General features: G+C 40.1%; 15 protein-coding genes and 1 riboswitch. Of the genes, 11 read left to right on the top strand and 4 right to left on the bottom strand.

Annotated elements, in window-relative coordinates; all coding sequences use genetic code 11:
- Position 1 precedes the first annotated feature (1 nt).
- The 4 genes from PESP_RS16490 (at position 2) to PESP_RS16475 (ending at position 5796) form a co-directional block, all read left to right on the top strand.
- Complete coding sequence (locus PESP_RS16490) at positions 2-535, top strand: PH domain-containing protein (protein ID WP_089348992.1); 534 nt, start codon at positions 2-4, stop codon at positions 533-535.
- Entirely contained in the window at positions 528-2075 is a 1548-nt protein-coding gene (locus PESP_RS16485) for a PH domain-containing protein (RefSeq protein ID WP_089348991.1), read from the top strand. Before PESP_RS16490 ends, PESP_RS16485 begins: the two co-directional genes overlap by 8 nt.
- Positions 2076-2199: 124 nt before the next feature.
- A complete protein-coding gene (locus PESP_RS16480) occupies positions 2200-5019 on the top strand; it encodes a TolB family protein (protein WP_089348990.1) in 2820 nt (939 codons plus the stop codon).
- 57 nt (positions 5020-5076) lie between these two features.
- Positions 5077-5796: a DUF6445 family protein gene (locus tag PESP_RS16475; RefSeq protein ID WP_089348989.1), complete on the top strand. Its 720-nt coding sequence runs from the start codon at positions 5077-5079 to the stop codon at positions 5794-5796.
- Positions 5797-5928: 132 nt separating this feature from the next.
- Here PESP_RS16475 and PESP_RS16470 read toward each other — a convergent pair whose 3' ends face one another.
- Both PESP_RS16470 and PESP_RS16465 read right to left on the bottom strand, forming a co-directional pair.
- On the bottom strand, positions 5929-7074 hold the full coding sequence (locus PESP_RS16470; RefSeq protein WP_089348988.1) for a tetratricopeptide repeat protein: 1146 nt from the start codon (positions 7072-7074) through the stop codon (positions 5929-5931).
- 48 nt (positions 7075-7122) lie between these two features.
- Positions 7123-8256 carry a PepSY-associated TM helix domain-containing protein gene (locus PESP_RS16465; protein ID WP_089348987.1) on the bottom strand — a complete coding sequence of 378 codons (1134 nt, stop codon included), beginning with the start codon at positions 8254-8256 and terminating at the stop codon, positions 7123-7125.
- 284 nt (positions 8257-8540) lie between these two features.
- Between PESP_RS16465 and PESP_RS16460 the strand changes: the two genes are divergently transcribed.
- Both PESP_RS16460 and PESP_RS16455 read left to right on the top strand, forming a co-directional pair.
- Positions 8541-9155, top strand: coding sequence for a PQ-loop repeat-containing protein (locus PESP_RS16460; RefSeq protein ID WP_089348986.1), 615 nt, complete (start codon positions 8541-8543; stop codon positions 9153-9155).
- Between the two features lie 79 nt (positions 9156-9234).
- Positions 9235-10023: a PhzF family phenazine biosynthesis protein gene (locus PESP_RS16455; protein WP_089348985.1), complete on the top strand. Its 789-nt coding sequence runs from the start codon at positions 9235-9237 to the stop codon at positions 10021-10023.
- A gap of 56 nt (positions 10024-10079) precedes the next feature.
- Here the strand turns inward: PESP_RS16455 and PESP_RS16450 are convergent, their stop codons facing one another.
- Entirely contained in the window at positions 10080-12587 is a 2508-nt protein-coding gene (locus tag PESP_RS16450; RefSeq protein WP_089348984.1) for a zinc-dependent metalloprotease, read from the bottom strand.
- 288 nt (positions 12588-12875) lie between these two features.
- On the opposite strand from PESP_RS16450, the gene PESP_RS16445 reads away from it, so the two are divergent.
- The 5 genes from PESP_RS16445 to PESP_RS16425 all read left to right on the top strand — a co-directional run bounded on the left by PESP_RS16445 (position 12876) and on the right by PESP_RS16425 (position 20767).
- Entirely contained in the window at positions 12876-14060 is a 1185-nt protein-coding gene (locus tag PESP_RS16445; RefSeq protein WP_089348983.1) for an efflux RND transporter periplasmic adaptor subunit, read from the top strand.
- 11 nt (positions 14061-14071) lie between these two features.
- Positions 14072-17212, top strand: a complete 3141-nt coding sequence (locus tag PESP_RS16440; protein ID WP_089348982.1) for an efflux RND transporter permease subunit — start codon at positions 14072-14074, stop codon at positions 17210-17212.
- Positions 17213-17323: 111 nt separating this feature from the next.
- Positions 17324-17406, top strand: a riboswitch (cyclic di-GMP riboswitch).
- Between the two features lie 95 nt (positions 17407-17501).
- The gene (locus PESP_RS16435) at positions 17502-18071 is read left to right on the top strand and encodes a chitin-binding protein (protein ID WP_089349196.1); all 570 of its coding nucleotides are present in this window, start codon (positions 17502-17504) and stop codon (positions 18069-18071) included.
- Positions 18072-18190: 119 nt separating this feature from the next.
- Positions 18191-20308 (top strand): S9 family peptidase, encoded by a 2118-nt coding sequence (locus PESP_RS16430; RefSeq protein ID WP_371862721.1) that lies wholly within the window; start codon positions 18191-18193, stop codon positions 20306-20308.
- A gap of 60 nt (positions 20309-20368) precedes the next feature.
- Entirely contained in the window at positions 20369-20767 is a 399-nt protein-coding gene (locus PESP_RS16425) for a hypothetical protein (RefSeq protein ID WP_089348981.1), read from the top strand.
- A 211-nt stretch (positions 20768-20978) separates the two neighbouring features.
- Here the strand turns inward: PESP_RS16425 and PESP_RS16420 are convergent, their stop codons facing one another.
- Positions 20979-21452 (bottom strand): Dps family protein, encoded by a 474-nt coding sequence (locus tag PESP_RS16420; RefSeq protein ID WP_089348980.1) that lies wholly within the window; start codon positions 21450-21452, stop codon positions 20979-20981.
- Positions 21453-21693: the final 241 nt, after the last annotated feature.

Raw genomic sequence — 21693 nt, 5'->3', positions numbered from 1 at the left:
AGTGTTTAACAATCAGCAAGTAATGGATTTACCAAAACATAGCGACATACAATTAAAACCCTTAGCTGATAAAGCACTATTACATGTGCAATTAAATTGGTTGGCGTTTTACATACCCTTTTGCGCGGTGCTTGTGGCGGTGTGTTATTTTAACCCCGCTTTTGCAAGCCGCTCTCAAACCTACTTGTTAATTGGCGTGCCCATTTTAATCGCAATTTCTATGTTATATAACGTTGTGAGTATTAAGCTGCAAGGCTTTGCGCTGCGCACGCATGATATTGCTTTTAAAAAAGGTGTTATATGGCAACAAGTAACTATTTTACCGTTAGCCCGTGTACAGCACATGGAAATTCATCAGGGCCCTATTGAGCGTAAACTTAAGCTAGCCAGCTTAAAGCTTTTTAGTGCTGGCGGAGTTAGTGCCGATTTACAAATAAGTGGCTTAACTCACGAGCAGTGCAAAAATATACGCCAATTTGTACAAAGTTATCGCCAAGACGATACGGCTGCACCTGCTGAGCTTGCTGATGAGTAATACACTTAACGAAACACAAAGCAGCCCCCTACAGTGGCAAAAGGTATCGCCATGGGCGGTTTTATATTTTGTGGTGCATTTTTGTGTGCGCTTTGTAAAAGATGGCCTATTAAACCTACTTCCTATGCTTGTGGTATTTGTAACACAAGTAGAAAACAAAGTGTTTTGGGCGCAAGCTGCCGGTGGCGCTGCATTAGTTAGTTTGCTTGTTTACTCAATTTTATATTATTTAAATTTTAAGTTTTGTATTAGTGACGATCACGAAATACTGCTTAATAAAGGGGTATTTAAAAAAGAGCGACTGACCCTAAAATTTGCGCGTGTGCAAAACGTAAATATTGCCGAACCATTTTATTTTACCCCTGTAAATTTAGTTAACTGCATTTTTGATGCGGCAGGGAGTGTTTCGCAAGAGGCTGTACTGCCTGGTGTGACTAAAGATTACGCGCAGCAAATGCGTAAGCAAATATTTGCCTTTAAAGCGCAACATCAAACTGAGGATGAACACACAGAGCACAGCGAGGCGCACACAACAGAAAACAGCCTGCGCATTAGCAACAAAGAAATAGCTAAATTTGGATTAATGTCGAACATGGCTATTTTAGCAATAGCTGCAATAGCCCCCTTTATTAATGTGTTGGTTGATTTTTTAGAGCAGCAAATAATCACTAAAGTAGAAGGCTTTTATCAGCAAGAGCTTGGACTATTAGCCAGTGCGGCCACCTTTGCGATGATCACGCTTATTGCGCTACTTGTGTTAATTGCGGTGTTGTTGTCGGTAGGGATGTCGCTTATTCGGTTTTATAACTTTGAGCTTTATTTTAAGGGGCAAAAGTTTAAGCGTATTGCAGGCTTGTTAGAGCGCCATCAGCTTTCTATGAGCATGGACAAAGTACAATCTATTGTCATAAAACAAAACCTAATGGGGCGGCTACTAAAGCGTTTTACGGTTGAATGCTTGCAAGCAAGTAGCGGCGGCATTGCGGCAGGTGTCGCGGCTAAAAAAAATAAACAAACCTTAATGCTACCGGTTTTAAACAGCGAGCAGGTAGATAGCGTATGCCAATGGATTTACCCGTGGTTTAATAGTAAAAAACTGCAATTTAACGGCGCAGAGCGTGCCTTACTTTATAAAAATTTGAGTTTTTACGCCCTGCTACCAAGCATAGCTGTGTTTGGCGTATGTTACTTAGGTCAGTTTAATAGCTGGCTAAGCCTAGGTGCTTTGCTGGTTTTATCTGGATTAGTGACATTGTCGTATCAGCGTTATGGGTATTACTTGCACGAAGATAATGGCCGCTTTTATTTGGTTGTACGCAAAGGAATGATAGGTGTGCATTACCGTGTGTTTGAGCTTTATAAAGCACAAAGTGCGCGCAGTATAAGCACGTACTTAATGCGCCGAGCAGGGCTTAAGAGCCTGTATATACAACTTGCATCGGGCTTTGCTTTTATACCTTACATTAAACAGCAAGATGCTGATTATATAATAGATTTTACGCTTTACCAGGCAGAGTCAACTAAGCGTAGCTGGATGTAAATACGTTAAATTTAAACATGTGCAAATTTATATTTGCACATGCTTTATTACACTTTTTTACTGCAAATTCAGTGAGTTTAATAATACTCTAAGTATTATTACAGACGCTATTTAAGGGATTATTGTGAAAAAGTCACTCATGGCATCAGCCTTGTTATTGGTAACACCAACCTTTGCAGCCGACTGGCAAACTATTCATACCGAACACTTTAATGTGTATTTTAGTACTGAGCATACTGATTTTGCTAAATCGAGTGCTGTAGAGCTTGAAATAGTGCGCAGTAAAGTGCTTGAGCAACAAAACCGGGCGCTTGATAAAACCGTTGATGTAGTGGTGTTTGATCCCCTAAATGCACCGAATGGCTTTGCATTGCCTACCTCTAATAACCCTTTAATGGCACTTTTTACTACGCCTGCGCAATCAGATACGGCTATATCTAACAGCAGTGGTTGGCAGCAATTATTAATATTGCACGAATATATTCACTTAGTGCATTTAGCTCAGCCAACCCGTAATGGTTGGCAGCAAAAACTTCGCAGCGTGTGGGATATTTATGACTTAACTTACAACGATATGCCGCGCTGGGCTGCTGAGGGTTATGCAACCTTAATAGAGTCAAAAATGACAGGCCGAGGGCGACTATTTGATAACTACTCAGAATCAATACTGATTGAGCTTGCTCAGCAAGGGGCCCTACCAACTTATGGCCAACTAAGCGCGACAGAGGGCAGCTTTATGGCTGGGTCTATGGCTTATTTAATGGGGAGTCGCTTTTTATATTGGTTAGAGCAAACCTATTCAGAGCAAACTCTTGATGATGTATGGACACGAATGCAAGCGGTTAAAAAACGTGATTTTAACGAAGCCTTTAACGGTGTGTTTGGCCAAAGTGCAGCTAAGCTCTATAAGCGTTTTATTGCACAATACACTTATAAAGCAATGGCTAAAGAGCTGGCAGAGCCTATCCTTAATAGCGAGCTGTGGTTAAAGCTTAACTTATACGCGGGCAATCCGGCACTTTCAAACGATGGCAGTAAATTTGCGATAGTAGAGCGTGATAAAAATAAAAAAACCAAGCTTATAATTTACAGCACTGAAAAAAACACCAAAGCAAAAGATGCATTTACTAAAGCGCAAAAAGAGCTGCTAAAAAGCGATGCTCAAGATATTCCTGATACAGCTCCTGATGTTTTTAAGCGTGAACAAAAACAAGTGCTTAATCAAATAAACCGTGCAGGAATTGCTAATCCTCAATGGGTAAACAACAGCACTGTATATTTTAACGCGTACAGTAGTGAGGAGTCAGGGATTTATAACAAAGTGTCTGATATTTTTAGCTATAACACTGAAACTGGTGACGTAGAGCAGCTAACAGAACTTGCAGGTATTCGCCGCTTTAGCGTAACTAGCAATGGTGAAACGCTTTATGCTGAGCAGATCAGAGGCGGTTACTCGGAGCTGGTTAAAGTAGATTTAAACACAGGTAATATTACTCCCTTTTTTACTAAAAGCTTAAACACCGCGTATGACTATCCAGTACTTAGCCCCGATGAAACAAAATTAGCTTATTTATCAGCCTCTTTAAATCAAAATTGGCAATTGTATATACAAGATGTTGGTGGCAATTTTACACAAAAAGTTGCTATGCCAAACGGGTATCAATATTTAAGCCAGCCTAGCTTTAGTCAAAATGGTGAGCAGATTTATTTTGTAGCAGGGTTACATAACGCCACTGATATTTATAGTTTTCATATAGCCAGTAAAACACTGACAAAATTAACCCAAGGCCAGGAGGCAGTTGCACACCCTGTTGAAATGCCTGACGGCACTTTGCTTTATTTATCAATTACTGATGAAGGGCCAAACGTAAAACAACTAGTCAGCCCAATAAAAGGCGAAGTAATAACTGATTTTGCAAAAAATAGCAGTGCGCCAAAGCGTTTAGTTAATCAATACACTTTACCAAATGCCAAAATTTACAAAGGCAATTCCGTTAAACAAACTGACTATAATGTGTTTAATCAGCATGCAAGCTTTGCTTTAGGTGCAAACTATTATTCGGCTTCAACCACCGCTTTAAACTTAAATATTAAAAGCAGTGACCCATTAAAGCAGCTTGATTTACAAGCTGGGTATAGCTTTGATCTACACAGTGATGCACTGCACGGCGGGTTTTTACAGGCCAAATACAATACATTACCTGTAAAGCTTAAAGTGAGCCTATTCGATTACGACTTAAATACTGCAAAGCAATACCAAAATAGCTTAGCGGCTAATTTATCGGCACGTGGTGGCTTTGCAGCTATAAGCTACCCGCTTAGGTTTTCGCAGTTTAAAGCAACCCCAGAACTTGCCTATAACTATACCGATTATAAGCAAAACTATAATCAATGGACCCGATTAGGCATAGCGCAAAGTTGGCAATACGACCGCCAAACATTCGCAATAGGCCAAAAAGTAAATGCGCGTTATTACGATGGCAGTAGTAAAAACAACAGCTGGCAAGGATACGATTTAGCCGCGCAAATTTTTGGCAGGGCGTTTGATGTTCCGCTTTATATTAATTTTACCCAAAAGCAACGCGATGATAGCAGCTTAGTGCTAGGTGGATTTAGCTCAAACTTAATTAACCAGAACCAAAACAGTGAGTTTGTGCTTGCATCGGCGCTCCCTTTTTACAGTGCAACCGCACAGCGCTATCAAGGCTATGGAGGCGGGTTTAGCTTAAAAGAGGGCATGCCATGGCTTTATTACACACAGCATCAGTTGGATGATGTAGTTTATGCACAAAGTTACGGCTTAAAATACCAAGGTGACTTTAATTTTGGCTTAGGCCCTGCAGGGTTGAACGACTTAACTTTTAATATGGGGTTATCACGTGTGGAAGGTGACAGCTTTGATGATGAAATGCGCGCTTGGCTAAGCTTTTACTATTCGCTTTAAACGTCTATAAGGTAAATGTTATATTAATTATTATTCTAATAAAAAAGTATTCATGTCATGTCATTTAAACATTTGAAAGTACCCGAAGGTATCGCTCTGCCAAGCGTTCCTTCAAATTCTCCAGAGTTGAGATATGAAAAACCTGAGCTTGGTAGTAACTACTGGGTTGCTGATGATTTTTTTAAATATGAAGAAGCAATGGCTATTCGCTCTTCTTGTTTAGAAAGGGAAGTGTGGAAATATGGAAAACCATACACTAAAGAGCTTTGGCCGGGGATGCGTACACCAAATGCTTTAAATCATAAGCAGCTAAAAAAAATAGAGAAATACGTTAAGTCAGTTATAAAAAAAAATAAGCTTTGGGTTGCTGATTCCAATAAAGTGGTAGTTGATACCAATACAGCAATTTTGGTTGGAGCTGAAGAAGGGGCCTCTAGACCACACGTAGATAATCGTTATTTATGTAGGTACGCAGCCGTTTTATATTTGACCCCCAATCCAATAGCCTCAGCAGGCACATCTTTTTATCGTTTAAAGTATGCAAATGAAGCCGCTGGGGGGAATGTTGTAGATCCACCATTTGCAAACCTTGTTGATGCTCTAAATGTAACTAGTCTTCCATATAGTGCATGGTATAAAGATTTAGACATTGAGAACCGGTTTAATCGTTTAATTGTATTTAAAGGAAATATTGTTCACAGTGCATCTGAGTACTTTGGAAGTGATTTAGACTCTAAGAGACTCGCTATCACCTTTTTTTGGATGTGCGAGGATTGAGGTGTCTGTTTCTTTATTTAGCCAATAATTTAACTCGTGCATTAATTGTAGGTAACCACACTTAATCTGATTGCTGTTTTGCGGGTAATAGCTTTTAGGGCATTATTGTAGATTTAACTTCTAAAATTAGTGTTACCTATTAACCTCTAAAGTCGCTAATCTTGCTTGGTATACGTTGAGCTTTTCACTGCTTCGCTCATATTGAATGGCTTTTTCAAGCAAGGTTTGTGTTTGCTTAGTTTTACCTTGTTGATAACGAATTTTTGCAAGTTCTAAATAAAGCTCTGATATGTAAGGCGCTTTTGCAATTGCTGACTCAAGATGGTTTTTAGCTTGAGTGACCTTGCCCTCTTGCAGGTTGTTTTTAGCAATAACCAGTAGCTCGTATGGGTCTTTTTCTTCATTAATTAATTGGCTTGTTAATTGTTTTTCAAGGGCTGTATCGCCAAGCTCTTTTGCGAGCAGCCGGTAATTATTAATCAAGTTTATACTTATATCACTTCTATTGAGGGCGGTTTGATAAATTAGTTGAGCGCCTTTTAAATCTCCCGCACGGCGGTGCAATATACCTGTAATATTAAACAGCTCAGGATCGTTAGGGGTGAATGAATTAGCCTGCACAATAAGAGAGTAGGCTGTATTTAGTTTATTTTTAGCTAATGCCGCTGCAGCTAAATTGCTATAAAACTTAGCCAGTAAATCATTATACGTGGCGCTGCCGGCATAAAAGCTACCGCGGGTTGGAAAGTAGTCTATTAACGTACCAGGGCGAATAAATACAAGGTAGTTATCATCAGTTTCCTGTTCTGGCGCATAAACTTTGGTCCTAAAGTGATTGGCTATATAGACTAAATTGCCTTCTTTGGCGTACACAGGTTCGCTGGTCATTTCTTGAAAACTGGTATCGAGACCTAAAAGCGTGGCGTAGCTTTGAGTCAATATGGCTAAGCTAATACAGTTGCCTTGTGAGCGTTCTATCGCTTGCTTAGATGTTAGTGTATCGCCGTGATACTTAAAGTTGGTAAGTTGGTTTTCTAGGTAATTGAAAATAATCTCATCAGCGCGAACCTCATTCAAGCGTGTGTGCGCGTATGCTAAAAACTTCTCTTTTTCGGGTTTTGGAAGCTCAAAAATACTGTGTTCGCTAGGGGTTGCAACATGCTTGAAAAGAGAGTGGTTAATTACCTGTGTAAGCTGCACCTTTTTAATTGGCACTGCGGGTGGGGTGCTATTGCAGGCTGTTAAAAAAAGGCTAAGTGTAAAAACTAGATATTTCATAAATCACCTCATTGTGATTTTTAACATTACAATGAGGTGAATTTTTAATCAAGCACTTACAGTGCGGTGCTTACTTAAGCGATTTTTTTGTGATTGCTTTTTACGTTTACGGCGGGTAAACCACAAGTAAAAACCTGTACCACCAAGCCACACAGGGCTTAAACCAATAACACACCACAGTATTTTACTAATTAAACCTGCAAAATAACCAAAGTGTAGCTTTCTAAAGCTATCAATTACTTGCCAACCAACACCCACTTCGCGAATGTCCCAGTTAGCCATATGTTCACCCGTTAGCTTATTGTAGGTAACGGTATTGGCATATTCACTGGCAAGCGGGTTGCTAGTATCTACCTCACCGAATAAGGTTATGTTTTCGTCAGGCTCAAGCGGCATCACTAAAAATGTACCGTTAAAAGTAGGTATTTGTTTTTGGCTGTCATCAAGCACATGTTGAAAAGAGATTTCCTCATTGTATAAGTTTTTAGTTAATACAAAGTGCTCTTCTTCTGCATGTTCAATTACTTCGTGGTACCACACTGCGCCGTTAAAGTAGCCGCCTGTGATTGCTAAAATAATAATAATTGGCGAGCCAATGACGCCGGTCATTTTATGGATGTCGCTTAGCACTATTTGCAGCGTTGCACGCCAGCGTACGCTAAATAAGCGCTGCCAAAATTTACGATAAATAATAAGGCCTGTAATACCTAATACTAAAAAAAATACCGCAAAAAAGAAGCCTAAAACAGTGCCTGTTTGCCCTGGTAAATTTTTTAAATCGTTAAGTAAAAAGGTGTAATGTAAATCTAAAAACCAATCAGTAAAGTAATGGCTAGTGCCCACAGGCTCTGAAAGAATATCACCTGTGTATTGGTCTAAATGAAATTTATACCAATCCTCGGTGCCGCGTTTTATTAAATAAACCCGATCAGCGGTATCGTTATTAAAAATTTCCCAGCTGCCCACCACATATTCGGGGTAAGTGGTTTGTGTTTTTGCTATTAGCGTATCAATAGGTAGGCGCTTTGCTTGCTCTTTAACAACAAAGTGGCTATCTGGCATTAATAGGCCATCAATCTCGCTTTTAAAGACTAATACGCTGCCAGTAATACTAATAACAAATAGCGGGATCAGCGCAATAAGGGCTACCCAGCTGTGAATTTTAAAAAGTGTTTTTCTCATGGTTTATTTAGTGTAATTGCTCCAGACCTGCGCATGATAACAATTATCAGTTTTATTTCATAGTTGTGCGACGAATGCACAATAATTACTTTAGTGTTCATTTAAAGTAACGCTTTTTGTACAGCTATCTTGCCAGTGCCCATAATAGGTTTATGTTATTTTGTTGAGTAAAATATATTCATCATTACAATGCGCGCTCCTTTTAAAATCCTTTAAAAAACATATGTTTATTAATTGTTTTATTTGGGGTTTTTATTAGCATTTTATTAACGAGCGAGGTTGTTTTGGCTCACTACTTACCTATTTTATCGGCATTTATTTTAGTTTTTAGCTTTTTACCGTTATTAAGCAAAATTAGAAAAAACCGTAGTGTGTCGGGATTATCGTTACTGATGATGACATTTGGATTAGCCCAAAGCCTCTACTTTATAGCCTATAACCTATATTTTGAGCGCTATTTTATTGCGTTACCATTTTTTGTAACCGGTGCGTTGAGTGGCTTAATTTTATATTACTTTGCACGCTATAACGCTGCAAAACGCGAACGAGTACAGCTTGTTGCAATGCTTGTTTTTTCGTTACTCCCTTTCTCATTATTGCTCAATACCACGCTTGATACCGCTGTAGTGCTTAATGCTTTAACTTATGTAGGGCTTGTTATGAGCTCTGTTCGAGTTATGCCGCAAACCTATAAAACCCTACGTAGCGGCAATATTAGTAATTTAAGTGCTCGCTATTTTAGCTTGCAGTTTATTGCCGGCTCTTGTGGTTTGTTTGTCGAACTTAGTAGTGCACTGCCAAGTACATCTCATATTTTAATGTTTGTTATGTTACTGCTTACAAACGCGGTGCAATTTGCATGTATGCAATATTATAAAATGCGCCCAGTAATGGCTTAGCTTTGAAGCTGAAAATTAAACGTGATTATTTTTTAATGTTGTGGCAGGTTTAATCTCTAAATAATTATGAGTTTAAATTATGAAGCTAACTATTCATCAAATTGATGCGTTTACAAGTTCGTTATTTAAAGGCAATTATGCCGCGGTGATCCCGCTTGAGTCGTGGTTAAGCGATGAGTTAATGCTTAATATTGGCGCTGAAAACAACGTATCCGAAACCGCGTTTACTTGCCTGCAGGCTGATGGCAGTTATGCTATTCGTTGGTTTTCGCCGTTAATGGAAATCGATTTTTGTGGCCATGCTACTTTAGCGGCTGCCTATGTTTTGTGTGAAGAGCATAATGTATCGCAAGTGCGCTTTATTGCTGATGCGGTGGGAGAGCTAATAGTAAATAAAAATAGTGATGGCAGTTTTGCCATGACCTTTCCTAAGCAAGCGCCTTCAGAGGTAAATGAAGTACCCAAAGCCTTAATTAATGGGTTGTCTATACAACCAGTTAAGGTGCTGAAAAATCGTCAAGCTTACTTTGCTATTTACGAAAATGCTCAGCAAATCCATGAGCTAACGACCGACTCGGCACTTTTAAAAACCTTATACCCACTTGATGTTGTTGCAACAGCAAGCTCTGCTGAATACGACATAGTATCTCGTTATTTTTGGCCAGCCAGTGGCGGGGAAGAAGACTTTGTTACGGGCTCTATTCATACTGGGCTTGCCCCTTATTGGGCGCAGCAATTAGGTAAAAATAACTTAAATGCGTATCAGGCCTCAAGTCGAGGTGGTTTTATACAATGTGAAGTGGGTGATACTACCGTTACATTAATAGGTCATGCTGTTAGGTATTTAAAAGGCACTATTTATATTTAGTGCTTAAAAAAGGCCACAATATATTGTGGCCTAAGTTTATTAATTACCTTTAAAGCTTAGGCTTCTAGCGCCTTTGCAATTAAACGGTCGATATACTTTTTGTGCGCTTTTGTGGCTGTATCGGCTCCCCAACCAACGCTTCTATCGGCTATTTGTGTTAACTGATACAAGGCCGCCGTTTTAGCTAAATTATCGTGCTTACTCGCTTTACCTAGCCCAGCAATAGCAATTAGCTGATTTACATATTCAATTTGTAGGTTGTGACTAATTGAACTTGCCTCTTCGCTTTTAACAAAAATACTAGCCGTTAAATCTTCTATAAATTGATTAAGGCTGTATTCGTTGTCATATAGGGCTGTGTCGGAAATACGTAACATCACAGCGGGGTGCAATAGCTGTGCAAGTACGGTTTTTTGCATACCTAAAATCATTTTATGAGCTTTAGGATCTTCGTTTTTACCGTAATGGCTAAAGCCACGACGCTGAAGCTGTAAGTAGTTATACAAAGGCTGCATGCTTTTAAGTACATCGGGTGCAAACACATATTTAGCTAATATTTCCATCGCTTGCGTTTGGCGCTCAAGCGGTACAGGCGTAAACGGCTTATCTGCATTTGTATCACCGACTACTGCGCGCTCAACATAAACCCCACCAATTTGGCGAGAAACAATACCTGCTTGCGAGCGGTACTGGCCAAACAAGCTATTAGCCGAGGTAACCAGCTGTTGGTAAGACTCACCTTTTACTGTGGCGTTATCTTTTAGCTGCGTAAATAGCTTATTAATTAGCGCCATACGGTCGGCGCCGTAAGCAGCTGGGTTTGACGATAAATCGCCAACCATTACGCGTGGATCTATATGGCGGCCAGGGGTACGCATGTCGTCGGCATCATTGCCAAAGGCAAGGGCATGCTCGCTTGAGCGCGCTAATATTTTATCAAGGCGAGTTTGCTCAGCAGCTTCGTCTGTAAGTGCTGCGCTGTAGCCATAATTTATTGCCCAATCGTCGTACGGGCCCGGCTTAGTTTGAAAAATATCGCCTTGCTTCACTCCAATTGGGGCAATGTTAGCGGGCGCATAATCCATTACAGAACCTGTAACAATGCCTTGGGTTTTGCTTTTGTCGTGTACTTCTTTTTCATCCCACAAAATTGACGATTTCATGTTGTGGTTAAGGCCTAAAGTGTGGCCAACTTCGTGGAGCACTAACTGCGTTAAACCTTGGCGAATCATTTCGTTATCTTCGATGTTTGCGCCAGATGCTAAGCCCTTAGCTAGCATTAGATTTTGTTGAATTTCATGGCCTAATGAGCAATTGAGCTCGCCTGTATGTTGGTGCTCTGCGTGGCTCATTGTACCTTGTGTATATAGAGTGTCGTAAATCCAACGATTTTTCATAAATACAAACTCAAGCATAATGTCTGAGCCAAGAATTTCGCCTGTTAGCGGGTTTGCAAGGGCCGGTCCGTAGCCACCAAAGGGAGGTTTAGGCGATGAGGTCCAGCGCAATACGTTGTAATTAATATCACCCGCATCCCAGTTTGCATCATCAGGCTGTACTTTTACTTCTATTGCGTTTTTAAAGCCTGCTTTTTCAAACGACGTATTCCACGTTAATACGGCATCGCGCACTGTGTCGCGCCACTCTACAGGGGTGGTGTTTTCAATCCACCAAGTAATTGGTTTTACAGGCTCAGAAAGGGCTGCACTAGGGTCTTTTTTTTGTAGGTCCCAGCGTTTAATTACATCTTGATAGGGCGCCCAATCTGTAGAGGTCATTTTATCAAACTGATTAGTAAAATAACCAATACGTGCATCGTCCATACGTGGCTGATAATTGTTTTTAGGCAATGCCACAAAAGAATGCTGCACTTTTATAGATACGTTACGTGGGTCGCTTACGGCACTTGAGCCACGTACCGTAGGGTTTGCATTACTAAACACGTAGTCTACCACCACATCTAAATTGTTAGGGTATGGACGCTGTTTAATAATGCGTGATTTTTTATTGTTTAATTTACCTACTTTAAAGCGTTTTTTAGCTTTTTTGTCAGCTGGGTTTGGTGTTGGTGATACTTTGTGTAGTGCTTCGCTTAAAAATAGCTTATTTACTTTAAATGCTATTTTACCTTCTTCTTCTTTTTCTATTTTAATGCTGGCAAGTACGGCTTCGCTAATGTTTGCATCGCTTGCTCTTGCTATGGCACTGCTTTCATCAAATTTATAGCGAGGTGTTTTGCTAATAATATCTATGCGGTCAAAGTATTTTCTAAACTCAATTAGCTTGGTTTCACGGTATCCACCACGGTAATGGCCTGCATCGGTAACACCATCTACGGTGTGAGCAAAATACACAAAGGGAGTATCAAGCTGCGATTCGTTAATAACCATTAAATGCTCGCCGGTTTTTTGGTCTTGGTAAAGATTAAAAATACCGGCAAATTCGGTTTGGTCTTTAACCATTTCGCTAAGTGTTTTTGGTTTTTTGTCTTCTTTTTTATCAGCAGCTATGGCATGGCCGCTAAGCGCTATACTTAGTGCTAGCATAATAGTTGTTAGTTTCATGATGTAATCTTTTTGGGTGTTATTAAATTATTGTGACTGTACGTAAATTTATTTTAATTCGCACATCTTCTCGATGAAATAGTAACCCACATTCACAACGTTATGATTTTTAATGGTAAAAGTTTGTAACAAAATATAATAAATGCGACGAATAACGGGTTAGATTGGCATGCTGTGTTGGTATTTGAAGTGTTATTTGCATTTGTAACAGTTGCTTACAAATGTCAGGTTAATGTTTTATTGCGCTCTGTTATTATAGTGTTAGTAGAAATATGAGGTAATCAGGAAATGCAATCAAATTCACTAAGATGGGTGTTCCCATTTGTGGCGTTAGCCATTGGTATTGTAGGATTTATGGGAATAAATGCTATTGCTAAAGAAGAAGATAACAAAGTAGCAGTAGATACTCGCCCCACAGTACAAGTTGAACCGGTAGCTGCTAATAATCACCAAGTAATAATAAACAGCTACGGTGAAATAAAGCCATTAGAAAACACACAGCTAGCTGCACAGGTGTCGGGTGAGGTTATTAGCTGGCATCCTAATTTTGTTGCCGGTGGCGTGGTTGCCCGTGGTGAAACCCTAATAAGCATTGAAAAAGATAACTACGAAGCTGCGGTTTTAGTGGCCGAAGCTGATTTAGCACGCGCGCAAGCGGCATTAATTGAAGAGCAAGCGCAGGCAAAAGTAGCAGAAGACGAAGCAACGCGTTTTCCGGGTAAAGCGCGAACAGATTTATTTTTGCGTAAACCACAAGTATTAAGTGCACAAGCCTCAGTTAAGTCGGCGCAAGCTGCTTTAAAAAGAGCGCAGCGTGACCTAGAAAACTGCGATATTAAATCGCCGTACGATGCGCTTGTAGTTAGCCGTAATGTAGGTGTTGGCCAATTTGTGGCGATGGGCGCACAGGTTGCCGATTTAAATAATATAGAAACAGCAGAGGTGATTATTCCTATTGCGGGTTTTGATAGCGTATTTTTACCAGATCGAATTAAAGGCATAAAGGCCACGGTTATTCAAAAAGGCTTAAACAGTTTTACACGCGAAGGGGTGATTGACCGCGACCTCGGTATTGTTGATAACGCCACGCGAATGAGCAGCTTAGTTGTGCGTATAAATGACCCATACGGTTTAAAAACCAAGCAACCAGCAATTAAATTTGGTAGCTACGTACAGGTTAATTTTGCAGGCGCCATGCTTAATAATATTTATAGATTGCCGCAATCGCTAGTTAATAACCAAACAGTGTGGATAGTTAACGATCAACAAGAGCTTGAGCCTCGTAAGGTGACCGTAGTAAGAGAGGAAGGCGAGTATTTTTATATTAGCAGTGGCTTAAATGCCGACGATAAGCTTGTTATTACTTTACCTGAATACCCGCAAAAAGGGATGCAAGTTAAAGTTGCCGGTATGGCGGATGCAAGTAGTGTTGAAACAAACACCGAAAACTCCGCTAATGCGCAACAGTTGTAAGGTGTAAAGTAATGAGCGAAACAACACATCCAAAACAAACTGGGTTAATAGCCTATTTTGCTAAAAACTCAGTAGCCGCTAATTTAATGATGGTATTTATTATCATCATGGGAATAATTAGTTACCTAACAATACAACGACAAATGTTCCCTAATGTAGAAATTAACTACATTAACGTTGAAGCTAATTACCCTGGTGCCTCTCCTCAAGAAATAGAAGAAAGTATTTTAATAAAAATAGAAGAGTCGCTTAAAGATGTAACCGAAATTAAAAAAGGCGTGTATCGCGCTTTTAGAAATGGCGGCAGAGCAAGTCTTGAAATTAACACCGATGCAGAGCTTACCGATGTACTTGATAAAGTAAAATTACGCGTAGATGGCATTGCAACGTTTCCGGCGGGCATGGAACCGGTCACCATAAGTCAAATAGAGTTTAGACAAGACGTAATAGGCATGACTTTAGTTGCCGATTTACCCCTTACTGAGCTTAAGCCAATAGCTAATCAAATTGAAGATGAGCTATTACAGCTATCTAACGTGTCACTCGTTGAAAACGATGTACCGCTTGATGAGATAGCAATTGAAATAGACCCTGACACCTTACGCCAATATAACTTAACGCTCAGTGATGTTATGAACGCGGTACGTAGCTACTCTGCTAATTTTTCGGCAGGGCAGTTAACTACCGATGCTGGCATTATTTCTGTACGGGTAGAAAACCAATCTTATTCGGGTGATGAGTTTAGGCAAATTCCGGTAAAAATTGGCGAGTATGGCGCTAAAGTTTTACTGCAAGATATTGCCGAAATTAAAGACCAATTTACCGAAGGCGAACGCTACTTTAAGTTTAATGGCGAAAACGCTGTGTATATGTCGGTTAAGGCGACGCAAGAGCAAAACATGATCCCCGTGGCTGATTCGGTTAAGGCGTTTATTGAACAAAAAAATAAACAACTGCCACCTGGCATTAGGTTAGAGCCATTAATGGACATGACTTATTACCTAAATGCACGCCTAGATATGATGAAAGCTAATTTGTTTCAAGGGGCAATATTAGTGGCCATTATGCTGTCGTTATTCTTGCGCTTTAAACTGGCACTGTGGGTAATGATTGGCTTACCAGTGTGTTTTTTAGGGGCCATGATGATGATGCCGCTATTTGGCATTAGCATTAATATTATTTCGTTATTTGCGTTTATTATGGTGCTCGGGATTGTGGTTGATGATGCCATAGTGATAGGGGAAGCCGCTTACACCGAGGTAGAAAAAAGCGGCGGCGGTGTAGAAAACGTAGTACGTGGTGCAAACCGCGTAGCAACACCTGCCACTTTTGGTGTATTAACAACCATTGCGGTATTTGCACCGTTTACGCTGTCGAGCGGGCCAGAAAGCGCGTTCTTTTATGGTATAGCTGTTGTGGTAATGCTGTGCTTAGTGTTTAGTTTGGTTGAGTCAAAACTTATATTACCAGCCCATATTGCCCATACGCACTTTTCGCCAATTAAAAAAGGCGGCTGGCGCGATCGCTTTAATACCCGCTTTTTTGGTTTTGTAAACGGCCCTTATAAGCGCTTTATATCGCGTTGTGTTGACTGGCGCTGGACCGTTTTGTTTGGCTTTATTGCCATGTTTTTTATAAGTGTTGCCTTGATCACATCAGGAAATGTTCGCACTGTTCCAACACCAAAAGTACCGCACGATTTTCCACAAATTCATATAGAAATGAACGATAACGTTTCTGACTTACAAACTATTGCGGCTATTCGTGAAGTAGAAGCTATGGTGCTTAGAGTTGATGAAGAAACCGAACGTGAATTTGGCCAAAAAATTATTCGCGACGTTTTAGTGTTTAACCAAGGCAGAACTGAGTCGCAATTGTTGGCTCCATTAGTTGATGAAGACTTGCGTCCGTATAATGCGTTTGAACTTTCGCGCCGTTGGCGTGAAGCAATGCCAACTATTGCTGGGCTTAAATCGCTTACTATTGAAGACGATGTAGGCGGCGGTGGCGGTATAGGCGAGGGTGAGTTTGGTTACTTACTGTTTGGCTCAGATATAGACACGTTAAATACAGCGGGTCGACGCTTCATTCAGTTACTACAGCAGCAAAAAGGCTTGTTTGATATAAGCTCAACCATTGACCCTGCAAGTAAAGAAGTGCAAATGAGCTTAAAACCGGTTGCTTACGATTTAGGACTCGACCTTGCTAACATTGCCAACCAAGTTGGTGCTAGTTTTTACGGTGGTGAAGCGCAGCGTGTAATACGCAATGGTGAAGAAGTACGTGTAATGGTGCGTTACCCTAAACTAACCCGCGAAGCGTTTTCGTCGCTTAAACATGCAGTTGTAACTACTCCTAATGGCCGCGAAGTACTACTTGGTGATGTAGTAGAGCTAACCGAAACGCCAGGCATTAGTTATATTCGCCGAGAAGGCGGTTACCGCACTGTGTATGTTTACGGCAGTATAGATGAAGAACTAATTGAGCCAGGTGAAGTGGTTAAGCAAGTTAAAGAAAACCTACTTCCTCAACTAAAAGAAGAATACCCAAGCGTTAAATCTGAGCTGGGTGGTGCAATAGAAGAGCAGCAAGCGCAAGCCAATGAGCAGTTACTGTTTTTTGCCGGCGGTATGATTTTAGTTTACATATTACTGGCTGTACCACTTAAAAGTTACGCGCAACCCCTGATTGTAATGTCGGTTATTCCATTTAGCTTAACTGGCGCTATTTGGGGACACTTTTGGTTTGATTTAGATATGAGCTTAATGTCGGGCTTTGGTTTAATAGCCGCCGCAGGTGTTGTTATAAACGACTCCCTTGTAATGACCGACTACGTAAACCAAGTACGCCGTGAGGGGGTAAGTGTTAAACACGCTGTAATAGAGGCAGGTTGTGCGCGTTTTAGAGCAATATTATTAACCTCAATAACCACCTTTGCTGGTGTACTACCTATCATGTTTGAAACCAGCTTACAGGCTAAATTTGTTATTCCTATGGCTGTAGCGCTTGGCTTTGCTGTGATGTTTGCCACGTTAATAACACTTATATTGGTACCGTGTTTGTATATAATTTTAGGTGATATTGGCATGTTATTTAAAACAATTTATAGAAAAGTAATAAGGCGTAAGCCTGCACAAATTCAAACATCGTAAATAATTAAAAGCCAACTCAAGTGAGTTGGCTTTTTGGTTATTTAGGATTGTATTAAATTCTCGGTTACATTCTTTTGTTTGAATAAGCTTGGCGCACGAATTATAATCGCTCCTTTCTGTTGGCAAACTAGTTGAAAGACTAGGACGCAAAGTTTCCGGTCTAAGGTTTTAACTACGATAGCGGGGCTGCTGCATGATTTTTATACGGTATCGCTTGCCCTCAGTGTCGTTTTTGTGTATCCATATTATATGGATAAAATTTTGTGACTCTTAAGGTGTTACTGTGTTTATGCATACGTCGTTGGCCTGTGGAACGTGGTCAACTATAGGTTGTTTAAACCATCATACTCAATTATTTATTGGTGATGTGGTTAGCGTAACCTTTTCAGACACGCAAGGAGTGCTTGTTGATTTATCGTTTAATTATAAAATTACCTCTTTAGAGCAAGGTGAACCTCATGCTTGGCCACGTTTAGTTGCCGAATATATAAATGTGCATGTACCACTGGTGAGTGCAGGGAGAATGACCGACCAAGGCTTAGTAGTCGCTTATAGAGGGAACAAGATATTTGCGCTAGAGAGTAGCGGCATTAACCAAGCACGTGTAGATTTTCATTGTGTTGCAAAGTGCGACAGCTCAACTCAATGCAATAACCAAGAGTATGATTACATATACCCTCAGTGCTGCGAAAAATACAACGCAGGCACTAAGGTGTTACAGCCTAAAACAGGCTATATTTATCAATGTAAAGCATGGCCATTTAGCCAGTTTTGCAGAACTGCTAGCGATAAAGACCCAAGCTTTGAGCCCGGGGTGGGTAAAAGCTGGGCAATGGCATGGACTCAGGTGTCTAAGTAGCATTTAAAAATAACAAACCATCTTCCCATGGGTGTAATGACAAGAATAAAATTGCAGTAATTTTAAAATTTGGACTTATACCTCAAGCCCACTCAATATGAGTGGGCTTTTTTAATTTTATGATAAACTGCCCGCATTGTTATTTTTTATACGGTTTTGTTGTGTCTTTAAGTGAATTTTCTTCTCAATCATTAGCTCATTTTCCTGTTGCTAAAAAGCAGCCTCATCAATTAACCACGCACAATAAAACGCGAACCGATAATTACTATTGGATGCGTGATGATGCGCGTGAAAACGAAGACGTACTGGCCCACCTAAAAGCCGAAAATGCTTATAGCGATGAGCAACTTGCAGCTATGAAACCGTTGCAAAACACAGTGTTTGAAGAGCTTAAAGGGCGCATAGTTAAAGATGACAATACCGTGCCAGTAAAAGACGGTAAATACTGGTACCACTCTGAGGTGCGTGGCGACGATGAATACTCGCGCCACTATAGAAGCACCAGTATTAGCGCCGATGACAAACAATTATTGCTTGATGTAAATGTATTGGCGCAAACGCACGAGTTTTATGAGTTAGGTGAAGTGGCCCTTAGCCCATGCGAGCAATTAATGGCGTACTCAGAAGATACCGAAGGCCGCAGAATTTACACCGTTCATTTTAAAAACTTACAAACGGGTGACATGCTCAGTGATGTATTAGAAAACACTGAAGGCCAAGTTGTGTGGGCTAACGATAATAAAACTGTTTATTACGTGAAAAAAGATTTACAAACTTTATTAGGTTTTCAGGTGTTTAGGCATGAACTTGGCACAGCGCAAAGCCAAGATGTTATGGTGTACGAAGAGCACGATAAAAGCTTTTTCATGGGGCTAGGTAAAAGCCGTGACGAAAGCCTTATTATTATAGATTTGGCCACCACCGAAACAAACGATACTTGGGTGTTAGATGCTAATAACCCACAGGGCGAATTTAGTGCGTTAATGCCACGCGAAGAAGGCCATGAGTTTGATGTAGACAAACATGGCGATACTTTTTATATCGTGACTAATTGGCATGCTAAAAACTTTAGATTGATGACGGCTACAAGCGAAACAATTGCAGATAAAACCCTGTGGCAGGAACACACCCCACATCGCGACAATGTGTTGTTAGAAGGTGTGGAAATATTTGATGACTTTTTAGTGCTTAGCGAGCGCGAGCAAGGTCAAGCGCGCTTTGTTGTGGTTAACAATGCTCAACAACGTATGACACTTGCCTTTAGTGATCCATGTTATTACGCCGCCGTAGCCATGAACCCAGAGCCAGAGGCTCAAGCAGTACGTATTTATTATTCAAGCTTAACGACACCAGGCTCGCTGTATGATGTTGATTTAACAACCGGTAAAAAAACATTATTAAAGCAGCAACAAGTACTTGGTGGTTTTGACAGTGAACTATATGCCTCTGAGCGGTTAATGATCACGGCTCGCGATGGTGTAAAAGTGCCCGTGTCGTTAGTTTATAAAAAAGAGTCATTTAAAAAAGATGGCACCAACCCGCTGTTTCAATATGGGTATGGTGCTTATGGCTACACAATTGATCCGAGCTTTTCAAGTACCGCATTGAGTTTGCTAGACCGTGGTTTTGTATATGCAATAGCCCATGTTAGGGGCTCAGAAATGTTAGGGCGCCACTGGTACGAACAAGGTAAAAAAGAGTACAAACAAAATAGTTTTAGTGATTTTATCGATATAACTAAGGCGCTCGTAGAGACAGGTTATGCTGATAAAGATAAAGTGTTTGCGTCAGGCGGCAGTGCCGGAGGCCTATTAATGGGTGCCGTACTAAACCAAGCACCTGAGCTATATTTAGGTGTAGGCTGCCATGTGCCTTTTTTAGATGTACTTACAACCATGCTTGATGAAAGCATTCCGCTTACCACGAATGAGTACGATGAGTGGGGTAATCCTAATAATGCTGCATTTTACGATGTAATAGCCGCTTACTCACCGTACGATAATATTAAAGCGCAAGATTACCCGCATATTTTAGTAACCACGGGCCTACATGACTCTCAGGTGCAATACTGGGAGCCAATGAAGTGGGTAGCTAAAATGCGCGAGCTTAAAACAGATAACAACATTTTAGTGTTTAAAACCGATATGGATGCAGGCCATGGCGGCGCATCTGGCCGATTTAAAAGCCTTGAAGAAAAAGCTCTCGAAATGGCCTTTTTTATTGCCCTTATAAAATAACTGCAAAATAAGCAAAATGTATTAAGCTTTAATGAAGCACTGATATATATAAGGTTATTTATGTTTGGAGCTCATGGAGAGTTTGATATTTGTTCTCAGCCACCCACCATGTATTTAAAGCTGGTGGGTAGCTTTAATAATGAGGGTATTACCTTGTTAACTAATGGGGTGGTTCAGGAGTTAAGTACGCACCCCAAAGGAACAGTAAAGTTTGTAGTGGTTAACTTAGAAGAGTTTGAACTGCTCACATTGGATAGTTTAGATTCATTAGAAACTTATTTTGCTAGCGTAAAAGAGCGCGGATACCAGCGAGTTGATTACTTATTTGCGAATATTATTGCTAAAAATATGTTTGAAAAAGTCTGGAAAAACAGCGAAGTAGAAGTAAACTTTTATAAAGATTCAGAAAGTTACCTACAACAGCATCCAGATGATGAGTATATAAAAACATATTGGTAAAATATTAATAAGCCCCAGCAACTACTGGGGCTTTTTATTTGGGCCCAATAGCAAGAGCTAACATATTTAAACCGCTTAAACTAAAAACAACGCCACTGGTAACAGTGGCGTTGTTTTGTAGAGGGAGGTGGCTAATATATAACCCGAATCGCAAAGAAATTTACGATTCTCCCTATTTGTAGCCCTCCCTTTTGAGGGCTTATTTTTTAGCTTAATCTAAGTAAGCTTTAAGCATCCACACGAGTTTTTCTTGCTCAGAAATATAATCACCCATTAATGATGCAGTACCTTCGTCGTCCGCATCACCAGCTTGGCTTAACACTTCACGTTGCATTTTAATTAGTGTGCTGTAACCCGCTAGTAGGTTTTCTACTGCCGCTGTACCATCGCTGATATTTTTAGCTTCTTTAATTTCGCTTACTTCTAGGTAATCTGAAAATGCATGTAGTGGCGCGCCATCTAATGTTAAAATACGCTCTGCAATTTCGTCTACTTTTTCTAGTAATAGGTTGTAAATTTCTTCAAATTTAATGTGTAATTCAAAAAAGTTACGGCCTTTAATATTCCAGTGAAAACCACGCGCATTCATGTATTGAATTTGGTAGCTGCTCAATAATGTATTGAGAGATTTTATAATGTCTTCGCTTTTTGCGCTGTTTAAACCTATTGCATTTACCTGTGACATAACTTGCTCCTTGAATAACCGTTTATTTATGAACGAGTGATAATTATTGCTTAACGCTATTAATTAGTAAAATTGTTTAAACCAAATATGACGATAGTTTTTATCTATTAAAGGCGCAGTGCATTAAAAATCGTTTATACAATATAGATGGGTCGAATTTATTAAAATACTACCCCTAAACAATAAAATAAAACAAAACGTGTTTAAATTATGATCTAAAACAAGCTTTCTACAAGGCGAT

The sequence above is a fragment of the Pseudoalteromonas espejiana DSM 9414 genome, assembly GCF_002221525.1.
Taxonomy (GTDB): domain Bacteria; phylum Pseudomonadota; class Gammaproteobacteria; order Enterobacterales; family Alteromonadaceae; genus Pseudoalteromonas; species Pseudoalteromonas espejiana.
The sequence above is the reverse complement of the archived record's forward strand: the minus strand, read 5'-3'. Positions and strand labels throughout refer to the sequence as shown.

Bases quoted from the DNA above. Each gene is read 5' to 3' on its own strand.
- PESP_RS16485 (WP_089348991.1), top strand. From the start codon at position 528: ATGAGTAATACACTTAACGAAACACAAAGCAGCCCCCTACAGTGGCAA.
- PESP_RS16475 (WP_089348989.1), top strand. From the start codon at position 5,077: ATGTCATTTAAACATTTGAAAGTACCCGAAGGTATCGCTCTGCCAAGC.
- PESP_RS16470 (WP_089348988.1), bottom strand. From the start codon at position 7,074: ATGAAATATCTAGTTTTTACACTTAGCCTTTTTTTAACAGCCTGCAAT.
- PESP_RS16465 (WP_089348987.1), bottom strand. From the start codon at position 8,256: ATGAGAAAAACACTTTTTAAAATTCACAGCTGGGTAGCCCTTATTGCG.
- PESP_RS16455 (WP_089348985.1), top strand. From the start codon at position 9,235: ATGAAGCTAACTATTCATCAAATTGATGCGTTTACAAGTTCGTTATTT.
- PESP_RS16450 (WP_089348984.1), bottom strand. From the start codon at position 12,587: ATGAAACTAACAACTATTATGCTAGCACTAAGTATAGCGCTTAGCGGC.
- PESP_RS16445 (WP_089348983.1), top strand. From the start codon at position 12,876: ATGCAATCAAATTCACTAAGATGGGTGTTCCCATTTGTGGCGTTAGCC.
- PESP_RS16440 (WP_089348982.1), top strand. From the start codon at position 14,072: ATGAGCGAAACAACACATCCAAAACAAACTGGGTTAATAGCCTATTTT.
- PESP_RS16435 (WP_089349196.1), top strand. From the start codon at position 17,502: ATGCATACGTCGTTGGCCTGTGGAACGTGGTCAACTATAGGTTGTTTA.
- PESP_RS16430 (WP_371862721.1), top strand. From the start codon at position 18,191: ATGATAAACTGCCCGCATTGTTATTTTTTATACGGTTTTGTTGTGTCT.
- PESP_RS16425 (WP_089348981.1), top strand. From the start codon at position 20,369: ATGTTTGGAGCTCATGGAGAGTTTGATATTTGTTCTCAGCCACCCACC.
- PESP_RS16420 (WP_089348980.1), bottom strand. From the start codon at position 21,452: ATGTCACAGGTAAATGCAATAGGTTTAAACAGCGCAAAAAGCGAAGAC.